Origin of the sequence: Streptomyces sp. NPDC038707, from assembly GCF_040636485.1 — a bacterium.
Classification (GTDB): domain Bacteria; phylum Actinomycetota; class Actinomycetes; order Streptomycetales; family Streptomycetaceae; genus Streptomyces.
This window is the reverse complement of the sequence record NZ_JBEZUP010000006.1, coordinates 24,461-39,477: the sequence shown is the minus strand read 5'-3', so window position 1 is coordinate 39,477 and position 15,017 is coordinate 24,461. Positions and strand designations below refer to the sequence as shown.

The window sequence follows — 15,017 nt, the reverse complement described above, 5'->3', positions numbered from 1 at the left end:
CCGTGGGCCGGGTGGGACGTGCCGTCCGTGTCTTCGGCATCATGGGCGCATGCGTGCGGCCCGGCTCATCAAGATGGTTCTGCTGCTCCAGTCCCGGCCCGTGATGACCGCCGCCGAGCTGGCGCGGGAGCTGGAGGTGTCGGAGCGGACCGTGACGCGGGACGCCCAGGCGCTGTCGGAGGCGGGGGTGCCGGTGTACGCCGACCGGGGGCGGGCCGGGGGGTACCGGCTGGTCGGCGGGTACCGGACGCGGCTGACCGGGCTGGCCCGGGGCGAGGCCGAGGCGCTGTTCCTGAGCGGGGTGCCGGGGGCGCTGCGGGAGATGGGGCTCGAGGACGCCGCGTCGGCGGCCCGGCTGAAGGTGTCGGCGGCCCTGCTGCCCTCGCTGCGGGACGCCCCGGACACCGCCGCGCAGCGCTTCCACCTGGACGCGCCCGCCTGGTTCCGGGAGCCGGAGCCGCCCGCGCTGCTGCCGGTGCTCGCCGAGGCGGTGTGGGGCGACGACCGGGTCCTCGCCCGCTACCGGCGCGGGGAGGGCACGGTGGAGCGGCGGCTGGAGCCGTACGGGCTGGTGCTGAAGGCCGGGGTCTGGTACCTGTGCGCGCGGGTGAGCGGCAGCGGTTCCTTCCGGACGTACCGGATCGACCGGTTCACCGCCGTGGACCGGCTGGGCGAGGGGTTCGACCGTGATCCGGAGTTCGATCTGCCCGGTTTCTGGGCGGAGCAGGCGGAGCGGTTCGCCCGGTCGATCCTGCGCGCCGAGGTCGTCGTACGGCTCTCCCCCGAGGGGGTGCGCCGGCTGCCGCACGCCGTCGATCCGCTCGCCGCGCGGGCGGCCCTCGCGGAGCCGGGTGCGCCGGACGCGGCGGGCCGGGTGACGGTGACGCTGCCGGTGGAGTCGGAGGAGGTCGCGCACGAGCAGCTGACGGCGCTCGGGCCGGAGGCCGAGGTGCTGGCGCCCCCCGCGCTGCGCGAGCGGTTCGCGGCGGACGCGGCCCGCGCCGCCGCCCTGTACCACCGCGGGGACGGCTGAGCACCCCGGGCGTACTCCGGGTGCGTGCCACCGGCTCAGGCCCGATGCTGGTGGCGTGATGGACGAGACGGAGTTCTGGGAGCTGATCGACTCCACCCGCGAGGCCGCCGGAGGCGACCCCGAGGAGCAGGCCGACCTGCTGGTGGAGCGGCTGCTCGCGCTGGACCCCGAGCGGGTCCTGGACTTCGCCCGCCACTTCGAGGCCCGCTACAACCGCGCCTACCGCTGGGACCTGTGGGGTGCGGCCTGGCTGCTGCTGGACGGGTGCAGCGACGACGCGTTCGACTACTTCCGGTGCTGGCTGATCGGGCAGGGGCGGGAGGTGTTCGAGGGGGCCCTGCACGACCCGGACGCGCTGGCCGGGCTGCTGGGCGAGTTCGACGAGGAGATCGACGGCGACGGCGAGGAGCTGGGGTACGCGGCGGACGAGGCGTACGAGCAGCTGACCGGGACCGTCGCCTCCGAGCTGGGCCTCGCCCCGGCACCGGCCGAGCCGGAGGGCACGCCGCTGGACCTGGAGGACGACCGGGTGCTCGCCGGGCGGTTCCCCCGGCTGTGGGAGCGGTTCCGGGCATGAGGCCGCCGCCCGTGCCGGAAGGCTCCCGCGTCAGGCCGCCGCGACCGCCGTCACGGCTCTTTCCCGTGCCGCTTTCCGCCTCCGGCCGGCTCGGCCCGGCCGGTGCCGCTGCCGGCACTGGCACTGGCACTGGCACTGGCACTGGCACTGGGTGCGACCGTGGTACGCCCGGTGGGGCGCGGACTGTGGGTCTTCCGTGGTGGCGCCGTGGGCGGGCGGCCCTGGAGCAGGGCGGCCCGTTCCCGGATGGCCGGGAGCCGGGCGGTGAGTGCCTCGCCGGGGCAGCTGGTGGGGAACCCGGCGTCGTGCCCGGCCAGGGCGGGCAGGGTGGCGCCGGCGCCCGCCTTGTAACGGCTCTGGCCGCTGCTGGAGACCAGCCGGACCCGGCCGCGCGGGTCGATGTCGGCGAGCCCGAGCTTCCAGGCCGCGAGGGCGGCGATGGCGTCGGTCATGGCCCGGGGCACGGGCACGCCGGCGGTGAAGGTGCCGAGGGCGGCGATGCCCGCGGTGCGGTGGTTGAAGCCCTGGGTGTGGGCGCCGGTGACGGGGCGGTCGATGCCTCCGGCGCGGCCCTCGTAGACGGTGCCGCAGCGGTCGACCAGGAAGTTGTAGCCGATGTCGTCCCAGTGCCGGGCGCCGGTCTGGCCCGCGTACAGGCCGCGGATGATGCGCGGCGCGTCGGCACAGGCGTAGTCGTTGGGCGAGTCGGTGTGGTGCAGGAAGACGGCGACCACCTTGTCGTCGTAGCGCGGCGGCGGCTGGGTGTGCCCGGTGACCCGGTCCAGCCAGGCGGAGCGCGGCACGATGCGCGGGCGGGCGGCCCGGTGCCCGAGGGGCGGCCGGGCTCCGGCGGCGGGGCGGTCGGGCCGGGAGACGGCGGCGCGGTCGGCGCCGCGGGCGCACACCACCAGCGCGCCGACGGCGAGCAGCCCGGGCAGGCAGCCGAGCAGCACCAGCAGCGCCCCGGGTGTCCGCCGTGCGGTACGGGGGCTGCCCGCGGCGGGCCGTGCCGGGGCCTGCGGGACTCTTCGGGGGACACGCATGATCCCACTGTCAAGCCGCCGGGCCGTACCCGCGACGCGCGCTCTGCCACCTGGCGCAACCACCGTCCCGGTCGGGGCCGTTCCGAGGGGTGCGCGCGTACCCGGTCCGGTCCGTCCCGTACCGGAGTGTCGAGAGAGAGGCGGCTCCCGTGAACCGGCTGGATCTGCTGCTCGTCGTGGTGGCCGTCTGCTGCGCGGTGTCGGGACACCGGCGCGGTCCGGCGGCCGGGTGTGTCCCGCCGGCCTGGTGCGAGGGCGGCGCGGTCGTCGGGGTGTGGCCGCCGCCGGGGGCGACGGGCCGGGCGGCGCCGCGGCCGCGCGGGCGGCCGGGCCGGGGCCCGTTGCGGGCGGCGGACGGCGTCGGGGGCGCGGTGGCGGTGCTGGTGACGGCCTCGCTGGCGGCGGGCGTGCTGGTGACGGCCCCGTCCGGGACGCCGGCGGCACAGGGGCGGGACTGGTCCCCCCGGGCCGCGTCCGCGCTGCCCGGAGCGGGTTCTTCCGGGGTGTCCGGCCCGTTCGCCTCCGGGGCGGCGGCCCGGCCGGCGGACGACGGCGTCTCCCCGGCCGCGGCCCGGGCGGCGCGGCGCAGCACGGTGAAGATCGAGGGGAGCGCGGGCGCCGAGGGCCGGGAGGGCAGCGGGTTCGTCTACGCGTCCCGGCGGGTGCTGACCAACGCGCACGTGGTGGCCGGCATCGACCGGCCGGGCGTGCGGGTCGGCGGGGCCGGGCGGCCGTACCCGGCCCGGGTGGTGTTCTTCGACCCGGCCCGGGACGTGGCGGTGCTGTACGTGCCCGGGCTGCGCGCCCCGGCGCTGCGGTTCGCCCCGGACGCCGGGCGCGGGGACCCGGCGGTGGTGGCGGGCTATCCGCAGGACGGGGACCTCGCGCTGCGGGCGGCGACGCTCGCCGACCGGGTCCGGGCGGCGAGCCCGGACATCTACGACGAGCGCACGGTCGTCCGGGACGTCTGGACGATCCGCTCCGAGGTGCTGCCGGGCGACTCGGGCGCCCCGCTGCTGACCCCGGACGGCCGGGTGGCCGGGGTGGTCTTCGCCCGGTCCGTCTCGGACGCCGGGACGGGGTACGCGCTCACGGTGGCCGAGGTGGTGGGTGCAGCCCGGCGCGCGGCCACGGCGACGGCCCGGGTGGACACGGGCGTGCTGGTCGCCGCGTAGCGCACCGGACCGCACCGGGCTACAGGGAGCGGCCCATGCACACGTCGTCGACGTAGCGGCCGTCGAGGAAGAACTCCCCCGGCAGTACGCCCTCGACGGCGAACCCCTCGGACTCGTACAGCCCCCGGGCCGGGGTGTTGTGCCCGAGCACCCGCAGGGTCAGCCGGCGGGCGCCGCGTTCGCGCGCGAGGCCGGCGGCGGCCCGGATCAGCGCGCGCCCCACGCCCCGGCCGCGCGCCTCCTCGGCGACGGCGAACCCCTGGATCTGCAGGACGTGCGCGTTGGCGGCGAGCGGGGTGGGGCGCGCGAGGCGGATGTAGCCGAGCAGGCGCCGGCCGGTGCGGGCGTCGCCGGCCTCGGCGACGAGGAAGTCCTCCGGGGGGTGCCGGTCGTCGAAGAACGGCGGGTACGGCGGCGTCGGCCGGGGCATGACGGCGTGCAGGGGGGACCATATGGCCCGGTCGAGGGCGGCCAGTTCCTCCTCGTCGTCGGCCTGGGCGGTGCGTATGCGGGGCTCGGGCATGAAGGTCACCCTATGGCGCGCGGTCCGGGTGTCCAGCCGTTTTCCGGGGCGCGGGTGGGGTCATGCTTGGGGCCATGGAACGTTCACGTATCGCGGTGGCCGGCGCGTCCGGTCTCATCGGCAGCGCCCTGGTGCGGTCCCTGACCGCCGACGGGCACGAGGTGGTGCGGCTGGTGCGCCGGGCGCCCCGGGGCCCGGACGAGGTCCGCTGGGACCCGGAGGGCGGCCGGGTCGACGCGGCCGGGCTGACCGGGTGCGAGGTGGTGGTCAATCTGGCGGCGGCCGGGGTGGGCGACCGGCGCTGGACCCCGGAGTACAAGCGGGTGCTGCGGGACAGCCGGGTGCTGGGCACGGCCGCGCTGGCCGAGGCGGTGGCCTCGCTGCCCGAGCCGCCCCGCGTCTTCCTGAACGGCAGCGCGATCGGCTTCTACGGCGACACCGGCGAGCGGGTGGTGGACGAGGAGGCGCCCGCGGGCGACGGCTTCCTGGCCGGGCTGTGCGAGGAGTGGGAGGGGGCGGCGGCGCCCGCCGAGGAGGCCGGGGTGCGGACGGTGTTCCTGCGCACGGGGCTGGTGGTGGCCCGGGGCGGCGGGGCCTGGGGGCGGTTGTTCCCGCTGTTCCGGGCGGGGCTCGGGGGGCGGCTGGGCGACGGGCGGCAGTACTGGTCGTACATCGCGCTGCACGACGAGGTGGCCGCGATCCGGCACCTCATGGACCGGGACGACCTGTCCGGCCCGGTCAACCTGACCGCTCCGCGGCCGCTGACGAACCGGGAGATCACGGCGGCGATGGGCCGGGTGCTGCACCGGCCGGCGGTGTGCGCGGTGCCGGCCGGGGTGCTGCGCGCGGTGCTCGGGGAGATGGCCGGGGATGTGCTGGGCAGTCAGCGGGTGGTGCCCAGGCGACTGCTGGAGTCCGGGTTCCGGTTCGCGTTCCCGGGCATCGAGGAGGCGATCCGCGCGGCGCAATGAGCCGGTTGGCAACACGGGCGAACAAAAGTGACCGTATGCGACCTCCATGCGACCGTGCCCTGTTGATGCGCGACTCCTGCCGACCGATCACCGCCCTAACCTCGATCCGAACTCGGGTATCCGTGGCGCCAGTCGGAGGCATGGCTCCTCCACCGGCCGCGTAACCACAGGAGGGGCCTCGTGCTTGAGCCCGCGTACCAGGTGGACGTCGTCATCGTGGGGGCCGGCATCGCCGGTCTCTCGGCCGCTCACCGGCTGACCAGTGCCGGAATCACCACCGCGGTCCTGGAGGCCGCCCCGTACGTCGGCGGCCGCATGTCGACGGAGAAGGTCGACGGCTTCCGGCTCGACCGCGTCGGACAGCTGCTGTCCACGTCCTACCCCGAACTCCGGCTGACCCCGGGCCTCGCCCAGCTGGCCGTGCGCCGCTTCGCACCAGGTGTGCTGCTGCACCGCGACGGGCGCCTCCAGCGCGCGGGCGCCCCGGCGCCCGGCGGGAGCGCGAGGGGCGCACGGGGCGCACTCCACGCGGTGCGCGCCTTCGCCGGCCCGCCCCGGGGCACGGCCGTCAGGGTCCCGGCCGCCCGGGCCGCCGTCGGGGCGTCGGCGGCCCGGGCCACGACCGGCCGGGGGACGACGGTCACGCCCGGCCGGTCCGGCGGCGCGCCGGTGGGCGGCGCGGTGGACCAGGCCCGGCTGGGCGCCGCGCTCGGCCGGCTCGCGGCGACCCCCGTCGAGCGCGTCCTGGCCCGCCCCGAACTGCCCGCCGCCCAGGCGCTGGCCCGGCGCGGGGTGCCGGCGCGCACCATCGACGGCTTCCTGCGCCCGCTGCTGGCCGCGCTGCTGTGCGACCCGGAGCTGACCACCTCCAGCCGGTGCGCCGACCTGGCGCTGCGCGCTTTCGCGAGCGGCCGGCTGTGCGTGCCGGAGGGCGGGGCGGAGGCGCTGCCGGAGCTGCTGGCGCGGGCGCTGCCGCCGGGCACGGTGCACACCGGGGTGCGGGTCACGTCGGTGTCCACGACCTCGGTGGCCACCGCCGAGCACGGGGAGGTCCGCTGCCGGGCGGTGCTGCTGGCCACGGACGCGCGGGCCGCGGCGGAGCTGCTGCCGGGCCTGCGGGTACCGGACTTCCATCCGGTGACGGTGGTCCACCACACCACGGACGAGCCCGCTGAGGCGTTCCCGACCGGTGCCTCGCTGCTGCTGGACGCGGACCGGGGCGGGCCGGTGGCGCACACGGCGGTGCTCAGCGCCGTGGACCCGAGCCGGGCACCGGCCGGCCGGGTGCTGATCTCCTCGACGGTGCTGGGCCCGCCGCCGGAGGGCGTCGACACCGCCGTCCGCATCCACCTCGCCCGCCTCTACGGCACCTCCACGCGCCGCTGGGAGACGCTGGCCGTGCACCACACCCCCGAGGCGGTCCCGGCCATGCGTCCCCCGCACGACCCGCGCCGCCCGGTGCGCCTGCTGGCGGGCCTGTACGTCTGCGGGGACCACCGCGACGCCGGCACGGTCCAGGGCGCGCTGCACTCCGCCCGCCGGGCGGCGTCGGCGATCCTGGCGGACCTGGGCGCGGCGGGCTCGCTGCACCGCGCGGACCCGGCGCCGGTGCTGCCGAGGGCGGCGTAGCCGATCGGAGCGGCGAGGCGGTCCTACCCCAGCGCCGCGACCTTCTCCCGGTAGGTCCGTACCGGCGCCGCGTCCCGGTACGGCTCCAGCCGGCGTTCGAAGTCCTTCACGTACTCCACCGCGCGGGCGGACCGCATCTCCGCGGCCTGCCCCGCGGCCTCCGCCGCCAGCGCGCACGCCTGGTCGAGCTCGCCGAGGCCGAGCCGTGCGGTGGCGAGGACGACCCGGCAGAACAGCCGGCTGCGGGCGAAGACGGGCGCCCGCAGCTGGAGGGCGCGTTCGGCGTGCTGCGCGGCGGCCCGGAACTGCTGGAGGTCCCGGTGGCAGTGCCCGGACTCGTCGGCGAGCTGCCCCTCGTCGAAGAACCGGGCCCAGTACGGCACCTCGTCCCCGGGCCGGGCCGCCTCCAGCGCGCGTTCGGCCCGCACCAGTGCGGCGGTGCACGCCCGTACCTCGCCCAGGACGGCGTGCGCCCGCGCCTCGGAGGCGTGCAGCAGCGACTGGACGACGGGCGGCGCGCCGCTGCCGACGCCCTGCTGGGCGACCCGGGTGAGCTGCACGGCCTCCCTGCCGTGGCCGAGGTAGACGGCCTGGCGGCTCATGGTGACCAGGACGTAGGAGCCGTAGGCCCGGTCGCCGGCGGCCTGGGCGAGCCGCAGGGCCTGCACGAAGTAGCGCTGGGCCAGTCCGTGCGCGGCGATGTCGTACGAGGTCCAGCCCGCCAGCCGGGTCAGGTCGGCGGCGGCGCCGAACAGCCGGCGGCCGGTCTGCTCGCCGTAGCTGCCGCGGAGCATCGGCTCGCACTCGTGCTCCAGATAGCGCACCAGCGCCTGCCGGGCGTGGCCGCCGCCGAACCGGTCGTCGAGGGTGCGGAACAGTTCGCCGACCGAGCGCAGCGCGGCGATGTCGCCGGCGGTGACCCGGTGGCCGGGGGCGCGCTCGGCGGTCGCGCGGGCCCGGGCCACGGCCGCCGCGCCGGGCGGCAGCGGGGTGCGGGGCGTGCCGGGCCGGGCCTGCGCCGGTACCCGGGGCCCCGGCTCGCGGGCCACCCGGTCGTCGGGCTTGCCGATCAGCCAGTCCCGGCTGGGCACGACCAGTCCCGCCGGGGTGAAGGCGATCTTGCGCAGCTCGGCGTGGCTGCCGGAGTCCTTGCGCCACAGGCCGCTGACGATGTCGACGGCCTCCTCCGGGGTGGCCGCGAACTCCAGCCCCGCGTAGACCGGCGCACAGGAGTCCAGGCCGAGATCCTGGGCGGTGAGCCGGCGCCCGAGCCGGCGGGTGAAGACCTCGGCGATGAGGGCGGGGGTCGTCCCGCGCGGCTGCTGTCCGCGCAGCCAGCGGGTGACGGATGTCTTGTCGTATCTGAGGTCCAGCCCGTGTTCCAGACCGAGCTGATCGACGCGACGGGCCAGACCCGCGTTGGAGAACCCGGCTTCTGCGATGAGCGCGGCGAGCTGGCGGTTGGGGGTGCGCTGCGCGGGTCGGTCCGTCATCTGCGGTGCGGTCTCCTGCCTTCCGGGCCTGTCGCGTGCCCGGATTGCCGTTGAGCAGCCCTTATGGCCTCACGAACGGCGCGAATGTAGCGGAGAGTGAGCGCACGATCACACAGTTTGCCCCGCATTCATCCGATCGTGTGAGGAACGCCCGCAGGGCTGACGTGAACCGGTCGGACGTACAGTGGCGTGGGCGCGATACATGCCTGACACACCCATCGCCGAGGGAGGCGCTTGCCGTGAGTGAGTTGCGGTTCGTCCGCAGGGGATTCGGTGCCGATGCCGTCGACTACCAGGAGGCCTGGGACGAGCAGCGCCGGATCCACGCGGCCCGGTTCGCCGACGAGGTTCCCGACACCGTGATCCTCCTGGAGCACCCCCCGGTGTACACGGCCGGCCGGCGCACCGAGGACAGCGAGCGCCCGCTGGACGGCACCCCGGTCATCGACGTGGACCGCGGCGGCAAGATCACCTGGCACGGCCCGGGCCAGCTGGTGGGCTACCCGATCCAGAAGCTGCCCCGCCCGGTGGACGTGGTCGCGCACGTGCGCCGGCTGGAGGAGGCGCTCATCCGCACCTGCGCCGAGTTCGGCCTGGAGACCACCCGGGTCGAGGGCCGCAGCGGCGTGTGGGTGCTCGGCGACCCGGTCGAGCAGCGGCCCGCGCTCGGGGGGCTCTCCCTGGACTTCGACCCGCGCCTGACCGACGAGGAGTTCGACCCCCGGCTCAACGGCCCCGAGTACGCCCCCTCCAACGCGGGCCAGCGGCGCGAGGACCGCAAGATCGCGCAGATCGGCATCCGGGTGGCCAAGGGCGTCACGATGCACGGCTTCTCGTTCAACGTGAACCCGGACATGAAGTGGTTCGACCGGATCATCCCGTGCGGCATCCGCGACGCGGGCGTGGCCTCCCTCGCGGCCGAGCTGGGCCGGGACATCACGGTCGAGGAGGTCGTTCCGGTGGTGGAGAGGCACCTCAGGGACGTCCTGGAGAACGCGGTCCTCAGGCCCCGGGAGATCGAGAAGGCGTCCGCCTGATCGCCGGCCGCGGGAATGCGCCCTGTGGTCGCGAGGTTGGTCTCACCGGCAGGGCGCGATGAGCACGGGCGTACCCTGGTGTACGCCGAAGAATCGAAGTCACAGGGAGCCGACGTGTCCGCAGTCTCACCGGACGGACGCAAGATGCTGCGCCTGGAGGTCCGCAACAGCCAGACCCCCATCGAGCGCAAGCCCGAGTGGATCAAGACCCGGGCGAAAATGGGCCCCGAATACACGAAGATGCAGAACCTCGTGAAGAGCGAGGGCCTGCACACGGTGTGCCAGGAAGCCGGCTGCCCGAACATCTACGAATGCTGGGAGGACCGCGAGGCGACCTTCCTCATCGGCGGCGACCAGTGCACCCGGCGCTGCGACTTCTGCCAGATCGACACCGGCAAGCCCGAGGCGCTCGACCGCGACGAGCCGCGCCGGGTGGGCGAGTCCGTGGTGACGATGGACCTGAACTACGCCACCATCACCGGCGTGGCCCGCGACGACCTGCCGGACGGCGGTGCCTGGCTGTACGCGGAGACCGTGCGCCAGATCCACGCCCAGACGGCACAGCGCGAGGGCGGCCGGACGAAGGTGGAGCTGCTGGCCCCCGACTTCAACGCGGTCCCCGAGCAGCTGGCCGAGGTGTTCGAGTCGCGCCCCGAGGTCTTCGCGCACAACGTCGAGACGGTCCCCCGGATCTTCAAGCGGATCCGCCCCGGCTTCCGCTACGAGCGCTCCCTGAAGGTCATCACCGAGGCCCGCGACTTCGGCCTGGTCACCAAGTCGAACCTGATCCTCGGCATGGGCGAGACCCGCGAGGAGGTCAGCGACGCGCTGAAGCAGCTGCACGAGGCGGGCTGCGAGCTGGTCACCATCACCCAGTACCTGCGCCCCTCCGTGCGGCACCACCCCGTGGAGCGCTGGGTGAAGCCGCAGGAGTTCGTGGAGCTGAAGGAGGAGGCCGAGCAGATCGGCTTCTCCGGTGTGATGTCCGGCCCGCTGGTGCGCTCCTCGTACCGCGCCGGGCGCCTGTACCAGATGGCCGTCGAGAAGCGGGGCGCGTTCGTCGCCGCCCAGGCGGTGTGAGCCCCGCTCCGCGGGCGAAGCGGTGTGCGCCGCGCGTGTGAATCGTCGCACAAATCGCTACTGCCCGGTAATGGCCGAGTCGACGCGGTCCCGGCCGTCCTCGCTGATGAGGGCGGCGCCGGGGCCGCGTCGCCGTTCCGGCCTCCGCACCGAGGGGTTCATGACTGTTTGACCGGCCGGTCACGCCCTGGTAACACCGGACAGTGACCCTGGTGCCATGCCCCTGTCTCCACCGTTTCGAGGGGGGATCCCGATCATGCAGGCAGCACCCGTGCGCGCCGGCGCCATCCCGTCCTTCACCGACGCGCTCCGCCGCGTCGAGTCCCTGCTGCTGAGCGGCGGCCAGCGCACCGCCCGCCGCAACGCCTGGACCTCCGTCCTGGAGGACCGCCGCCGGGCCAAGGACCGGGTGGAGGCCCAGCGGTACCTGGAGCAGGCCGCCGCCCGCTCCTGACCCCGCCCCGCCCCCGGACCGCTCCCGCCGGGCACTGCCGTCGTGGGCGCTCCCGGGGGCACGTAGACTTCGTGGCATGGCGAGGAAGGAAACCGCGGCGGACGCCGCGAATGCCGGGCGACTGAAGCAGATCGCCCTCACGTACCAGATGACCCGCAAGGCCGACAAGAAGATCGGCCTTGTACTCGCGGCCGTCGGCATCGGCACGCTCGGTGTCTTCCTCGCGATCGGCTTCCTGATCGGACACCCGGTCTACCTGGGCATCTTCGGTCTGCTGGTCGCCCTGCTGGCGACGGCCGTCGTGTTCGGCCGCCGGGCCGAGCGGGCCGCCTTCGGCCAGATGGAAGGCCAGCCGGGCGCCGCCGCGGCCGTGCTGGACAACATCGGCCGGGGCTGGACGACGACTCCGGCGGTGGCGATGAACCGCAGCCAGGACGTGGTGCACCGGGCCGTCGGCAAGGCCGGCATCGTGCTGGTCGCCGAGGGCAACCCGAACCGGCTGAAGAGTCTGCTGGCCGCAGAGAAGAAGAAGATGAACCGGATCGTCGCGGACGTTCCGGTGCACGATGTGATCGTGGGCAACGGCGAGGGCCAGGTCGAGCTGAAGAAGCTGCGCACCACCCTGCTGAAGTTCCCGCGGGTGCTGACCGGCCCCCAGGTGACCGCGACCAACGACCGGCTGCGCGCGCTCGGCGACCTGATGAGCAACATGCCATTGCCGAAGGGCCCTATGCCGAAAGGCATGAAGCTCCCGAAGGGCGGCCCCCGCGGGCGCTGACCGCACCCCTGTACGCCATCGACGAAGCCCCGTACCCCGTTGGAGGGTACGGGGCTTCGTTGACACGCCACCGAACGGAGCATCCAGCCGGTTATCAGCTCATCCGCTTTTAGCCTTCGGGATGTGACAAAACGCCATATTACGTACCTCGCCTGCGCCACGGCCCTCGTCGGTGCGTTCGCCGGCGCCGCCCCGGCGTCGGCGGCCCACCGGACCCTCGTGGTGCACCCGGGCGAATCCATCCAGAAGGCGGTGAACGCCGCCCGGCCCGGCGACACCGTACGGGTCCTGGCCGGCACCTACCACGAGAGCGTCACCGTCAGGACCGCCGCGGTGACCCTGCGGGGCGCGGGCCCGCGCACCGTCATCCGGCCGCCCGCCAAGGCCCAGGCCGGGCCGCCCGCGAAGGGGGCCACCCCCACCTGCCTCGGGGCCGGCAACGGCATCTGCGTCGTCGGCGGGAAGAACAAGGCCCTCCGGGACGTCACCGTCGCCGATCTGCGGGTGACCGGCTTCGCCAAGGTCGGCGTGTGGTCCATGGGCACCGACCGGCTGACCGTGACCGGGGTGACCGCCGACGGCAACGGCCAGTGGGGCATCGCCCAGGAGCACTCCACCCGGGGCGTCTTCCGCCGTGACATCGCCCGGCGCAACGGCGACGCCGGCCTGTTCCTCGCCAACAGCGTCAAGGCCGAGCAGGGCGCCAAGGACAGCCGGGGCACGGTGGTCGACCACACCCTGCTGGAGGACAACCGGATCGGCCTCACCGTCCGCCGGCTGCGCAACCTCACCGTCCGGCGCAACCACGTCACCGGCAACTGCGCCGGCGTGTTCGTCGTGGGCGACGAGAACAAGCCGCGGGCGGGCGCGCTGACCGTGCGCGGCAACCTGGTCGAGCGGAACAACAAGTACTGCCCGAAGACCGCCCGGCTGCCCTACCTCCAGGGTTCCGGCATCGTCCTGACCGGCACCGAAAAGGCCCTGATCACCCGGAACACGGTCACCGGCCACTCCGGGAAGTCCCCGCTGTCGGGCGGCATCGTCCTGTTCAAGAGCTTCGTCGGCGCCACCAGCGAGCAGAACCGGATCACCGGCAACCAGTTGTCGGCCAACTCCCCCGCGGACCTGGTCAACCAGGAGGCGGCGAAGAGCGGCAACGCCTTCGAGCGCAACTCCTGCCGCGCCTCCAGGCCCGCAGGACTGTGCTGACCGGACAGCCGTACCCGACCCACGCAAGGAAGGAAGGCGGCACATGACCGCACCATCCCCCGCGCTCTCCACCGCGCCGGAGCCCGGGGCACCCCCCACCCCGCCGCCGTCGATGCGGCTGCGCGAGCTCGTGTTCGGGGCGGCCTGCGCCGCCGCCGTCCGCGCCGCCGCCCGGCTCGGCGTCGCCGACGCCCTCGGGGACGCCCCCATGACCGTCCAGAGCCTGGCGGCGGCCGTGCACAGCGAGCCCGGGCCGCTGCGCCGGCTGCTGCGCGCCCTGTCCTGCTACGGCGTCTTCGCCGAGCGGCCCGACGGCACCTTCGCCCACACCGAGATGTCCCGGCTTCTGCGCGAGGACGACCCGAACAGCCTGCGGGCCATCGCCCTGTGGTGCACCGAGCCGTGGACCTGGGACGCCTGGCCCCGGCTGGACCGGGCGGTGCGCACCGGGCACAACGTCGTGCAGGACCTGTACGGCAAGGAGTTCTTCGCGTACCTCAACGAGGACGCCCCGGAGTCCGCCGACGTCTTCAACCGCGCCATGACCCGCTCCAGCGAGCAGTCGGCCCGGGAGGTCGCCGCGCTGCTCGACCTGTCCGGCAGCGACTCGGTCGCCGACCTCGGCGGCGGGCAGGGGCACGTGGTGGCCAGCCTGCTCGACAAGTACCCGGCCATGCTGGGCTACCTGCTGGACCTGCCGCGGGTGGTGGACAACGCCCTGCCCCGGCTGCGCGAGGGCGACCTGGCCGGCCGGACGCGGATCGTGCCCGGCGACATCCGCGAGGCCGTCCCGGTGCGGGCCGACGTCTACATCATCAAGAACATCCTGGAGTGGGACGACGAGTCCACCGCCCGGCTGCTGCGCAACGTGGTCGAGGCGGGCGGCCCCGGCACCCGGGTCGTCGTGATCGAGAACCTGGTGGACGACACGCCGTCCATGCGGTTCAGCACCGCCATGGACCTGCTGCTGCTGCTCAACGTCGGCGGGGCCAAGCACACCACCGCCAGCATGACCGGCCGGCTGCGGGCGGCGGGCCTGGAGGTGGACGACATCCGCCCGGTCAACCCGTTCCTGCACGCGTTCGACTGCACGGTCCGCGGCTGAGCCCCCTCCCCACGGCACACCGGTGCCGGGTCCGCGTCAGGCGCGGGCCCGGCACCGGTGCTCCGGACGAGGGTGTCAGACTCCGGCGTCGCGCTCCCATACGTAGAAGCGCTGGGCCATGGCGTCCTTCGGGGACCGCCAGGTCTCCGGGTCGTACGCGCTGACGTACGCCGACAGCCGCTCGCTGACCTCCCGGAACTCGGGGTGCGAGGTGACCTTGGCGATGGCCGGTCCGGGCTCGCGCTCGGACTCGATGAGGTGCATGTACACATCGCCGAACTGGAAGAGGCTGCGCCGGGTCACCCCGACGAGGTGCGGCAGCTCTCCGCGGTCGGACTCCGCGAACACCTTGGCGATGTCCGGCGCGGAGCCCGGGGCCATGCGGGCGACGATCAGGGCCTGGTGCACGGTCGTCTCCTGCTCTCCGGCTCAGTCGGCCAGGGCCGGGGCGGGCCGCCGGCCGGCCGCCGCCTTCTCGATCTTGTCCCGGATCAGGGCGAGCTGGACCTTGGAGTTCTTGTTGATGTTGTCGGTCATCCAGTCGTCGTCGACCGGCGCCTCCGGCTTCATCGCGAAGTCCTGGACCCACACCATCCGGGTGCCGGCCGGGACCTCCTCGTAGCTCCAGCGGATGTCCATGTGGGCGAAGGGGCCGGTCTCCACCCGGCGGGCGGTGACGGTCAGGGAGTCGCGGTCCGGCTCGCGCTCGGAGACCCAGCTCCAGACGGTGCCGTTCTCGTCCGGGTGCATGGTGAGCCGGAACGTGGTCTTGGCGCCCTCCCGCTTGAGGACCTCCACCGACGCGTACTCGCTGAACAGCTGGGGCCAGCGCTCCAGGTCGTTGGTCATGTCCCAGACCAGGTCCAGCGGGGCCGCGATGGTGATCTCGTTCTCGGTGTGTCCTGCCATG

General features: G+C 74.7%; 16 protein-coding genes. 11 read left to right on the top strand and 5 right to left on the bottom strand.

The genetic code is table 11. The annotated features are described in order from the left end of the window. Positions 1 to 49 precede the first annotated feature (49 nt). Positions 50 to 1,033: a WYL domain-containing protein gene (locus tag AB0E62_RS10660; protein ID WP_362190863.1), complete on the top strand. Its 984-nt coding sequence runs from the start codon at positions 50 to 52 to the stop codon at positions 1,031 to 1,033. Between the two features lie 58 nt (positions 1,034 to 1,091). Then, positions 1,092 to 1,610: a DUF4240 domain-containing protein gene (locus tag AB0E62_RS10655; protein ID WP_362191313.1), complete on the top strand. Its 519-nt coding sequence runs from the start codon at positions 1,092 to 1,094 to the stop codon at positions 1,608 to 1,610. A gap of 50 nt (positions 1,611 to 1,660) precedes the next feature. Here the strand turns inward: AB0E62_RS10655 and AB0E62_RS10650 are convergent, their stop codons facing one another. After that, positions 1,661 to 2,653, bottom strand: a complete 993-nt coding sequence (locus tag AB0E62_RS10650; protein ID WP_362190861.1) for a peptidoglycan recognition protein — start codon at positions 2,651 to 2,653, stop codon at positions 1,661 to 1,663. 149 nt (positions 2,654 to 2,802) lie between these two features. Between AB0E62_RS10650 and AB0E62_RS10645 the strand changes: the two genes are divergently transcribed. Next, positions 2,803 to 3,828 (top strand): trypsin-like peptidase domain-containing protein, encoded by a 1,026-nt coding sequence (locus AB0E62_RS10645; RefSeq protein WP_362190859.1) that lies wholly within the window; start codon positions 2,803 to 2,805, stop codon positions 3,826 to 3,828. Between the two features lie 19 nt (positions 3,829 to 3,847). Here AB0E62_RS10645 and AB0E62_RS10640 read toward each other — a convergent pair whose 3' ends face one another. Continuing rightward, positions 3,848 to 4,351 carry a GNAT family N-acetyltransferase gene (locus AB0E62_RS10640; protein ID WP_362190857.1) on the bottom strand — a complete coding sequence of 168 codons (504 nt, stop codon included), beginning with the start codon at positions 4,349 to 4,351 and terminating at the stop codon, positions 3,848 to 3,850. A gap of 74 nt (positions 4,352 to 4,425) precedes the next feature. On the opposite strand from AB0E62_RS10640, the gene AB0E62_RS10635 reads away from it, so the two are divergent. Together AB0E62_RS10635 and AB0E62_RS10630 are read left to right on the top strand one after the other, a co-directional pair. Next, positions 4,426 to 5,322, top strand: coding sequence for a TIGR01777 family oxidoreductase (locus tag AB0E62_RS10635; RefSeq protein WP_362190855.1), 897 nt, complete (start codon positions 4,426 to 4,428; stop codon positions 5,320 to 5,322). Positions 5,323 to 5,502: 180 nt separating this feature from the next. Next, on the top strand, positions 5,503 to 6,951 hold the full coding sequence (locus AB0E62_RS10630) for an NAD(P)/FAD-dependent oxidoreductase (protein ID WP_362190853.1): 1,449 nt from the start codon (positions 5,503 to 5,505) through the stop codon (positions 6,949 to 6,951). A 23-nt stretch (positions 6,952 to 6,974) separates the two neighbouring features. Here the strand turns inward: AB0E62_RS10630 and AB0E62_RS10625 are convergent, their stop codons facing one another. Further along, a complete protein-coding gene (locus AB0E62_RS10625) occupies positions 6,975 to 8,444 on the bottom strand; it encodes a regulator (protein ID WP_362190851.1) in 1,470 nt (489 codons plus the stop codon). A 239-nt stretch (positions 8,445 to 8,683) separates the two neighbouring features. Here AB0E62_RS10625 and lipB point away from each other — a divergent pair, with 239 nt between their 5' ends. The 6 genes from lipB (at position 8,684) to AB0E62_RS10595 (ending at position 14,107) form a co-directional block, all read left to right on the top strand. Continuing rightward, entirely contained in the window at positions 8,684 to 9,481 is a 798-nt protein-coding gene (gene lipB, locus AB0E62_RS10620) for a lipoyl(octanoyl) transferase LipB (RefSeq protein ID WP_362190849.1), read from the top strand. A 114-nt stretch (positions 9,482 to 9,595) separates the two neighbouring features. After that, positions 9,596 to 10,561: a lipoyl synthase gene (gene lipA / locus AB0E62_RS10615; RefSeq protein WP_362190847.1), complete on the top strand. Its 966-nt coding sequence runs from the start codon at positions 9,596 to 9,598 to the stop codon at positions 10,559 to 10,561. 256 nt (positions 10,562 to 10,817) lie between these two features. After that, positions 10,818 to 11,015 (top strand): hypothetical protein, encoded by a 198-nt coding sequence (locus tag AB0E62_RS10610; RefSeq protein WP_362190845.1) that lies wholly within the window; start codon positions 10,818 to 10,820, stop codon positions 11,013 to 11,015. A 76-nt stretch (positions 11,016 to 11,091) separates the two neighbouring features. Then, positions 11,092 to 11,793, top strand: a complete 702-nt coding sequence (locus tag AB0E62_RS10605; RefSeq protein WP_362190843.1) for a DUF4191 domain-containing protein — start codon at positions 11,092 to 11,094, stop codon at positions 11,791 to 11,793. 123 nt (positions 11,794 to 11,916) lie between these two features. Next, the gene (locus AB0E62_RS10600) at positions 11,917 to 13,002 is read left to right on the top strand and encodes a right-handed parallel beta-helix repeat-containing protein (RefSeq protein WP_362190841.1); all 1,086 of its coding nucleotides are present in this window, start codon (positions 11,917 to 11,919) and stop codon (positions 13,000 to 13,002) included. 112 nt (positions 13,003 to 13,114) lie between these two features. Further along, positions 13,115 to 14,107, top strand: coding sequence for a methyltransferase (locus AB0E62_RS10595; protein WP_362191311.1), 993 nt, complete (start codon positions 13,115 to 13,117; stop codon positions 14,105 to 14,107). Positions 14,108 to 14,182: 75 nt separating this feature from the next. Here AB0E62_RS10595 and AB0E62_RS10590 read toward each other — a convergent pair whose 3' ends face one another. Then, on the bottom strand, positions 14,183 to 14,515 hold the full coding sequence (locus AB0E62_RS10590) for a TcmI family type II polyketide cyclase (RefSeq protein WP_362190839.1): 333 nt from the start codon (positions 14,513 to 14,515) through the stop codon (positions 14,183 to 14,185). Positions 14,516 to 14,536: 21 nt separating this feature from the next. Further along, a complete protein-coding gene (locus tag AB0E62_RS10585; RefSeq protein WP_362190837.1) occupies positions 14,537 to 15,016 on the bottom strand; it encodes an SRPBCC family protein in 480 nt (159 codons plus the stop codon). Position 15,017 lies beyond the last annotated feature (1 nt).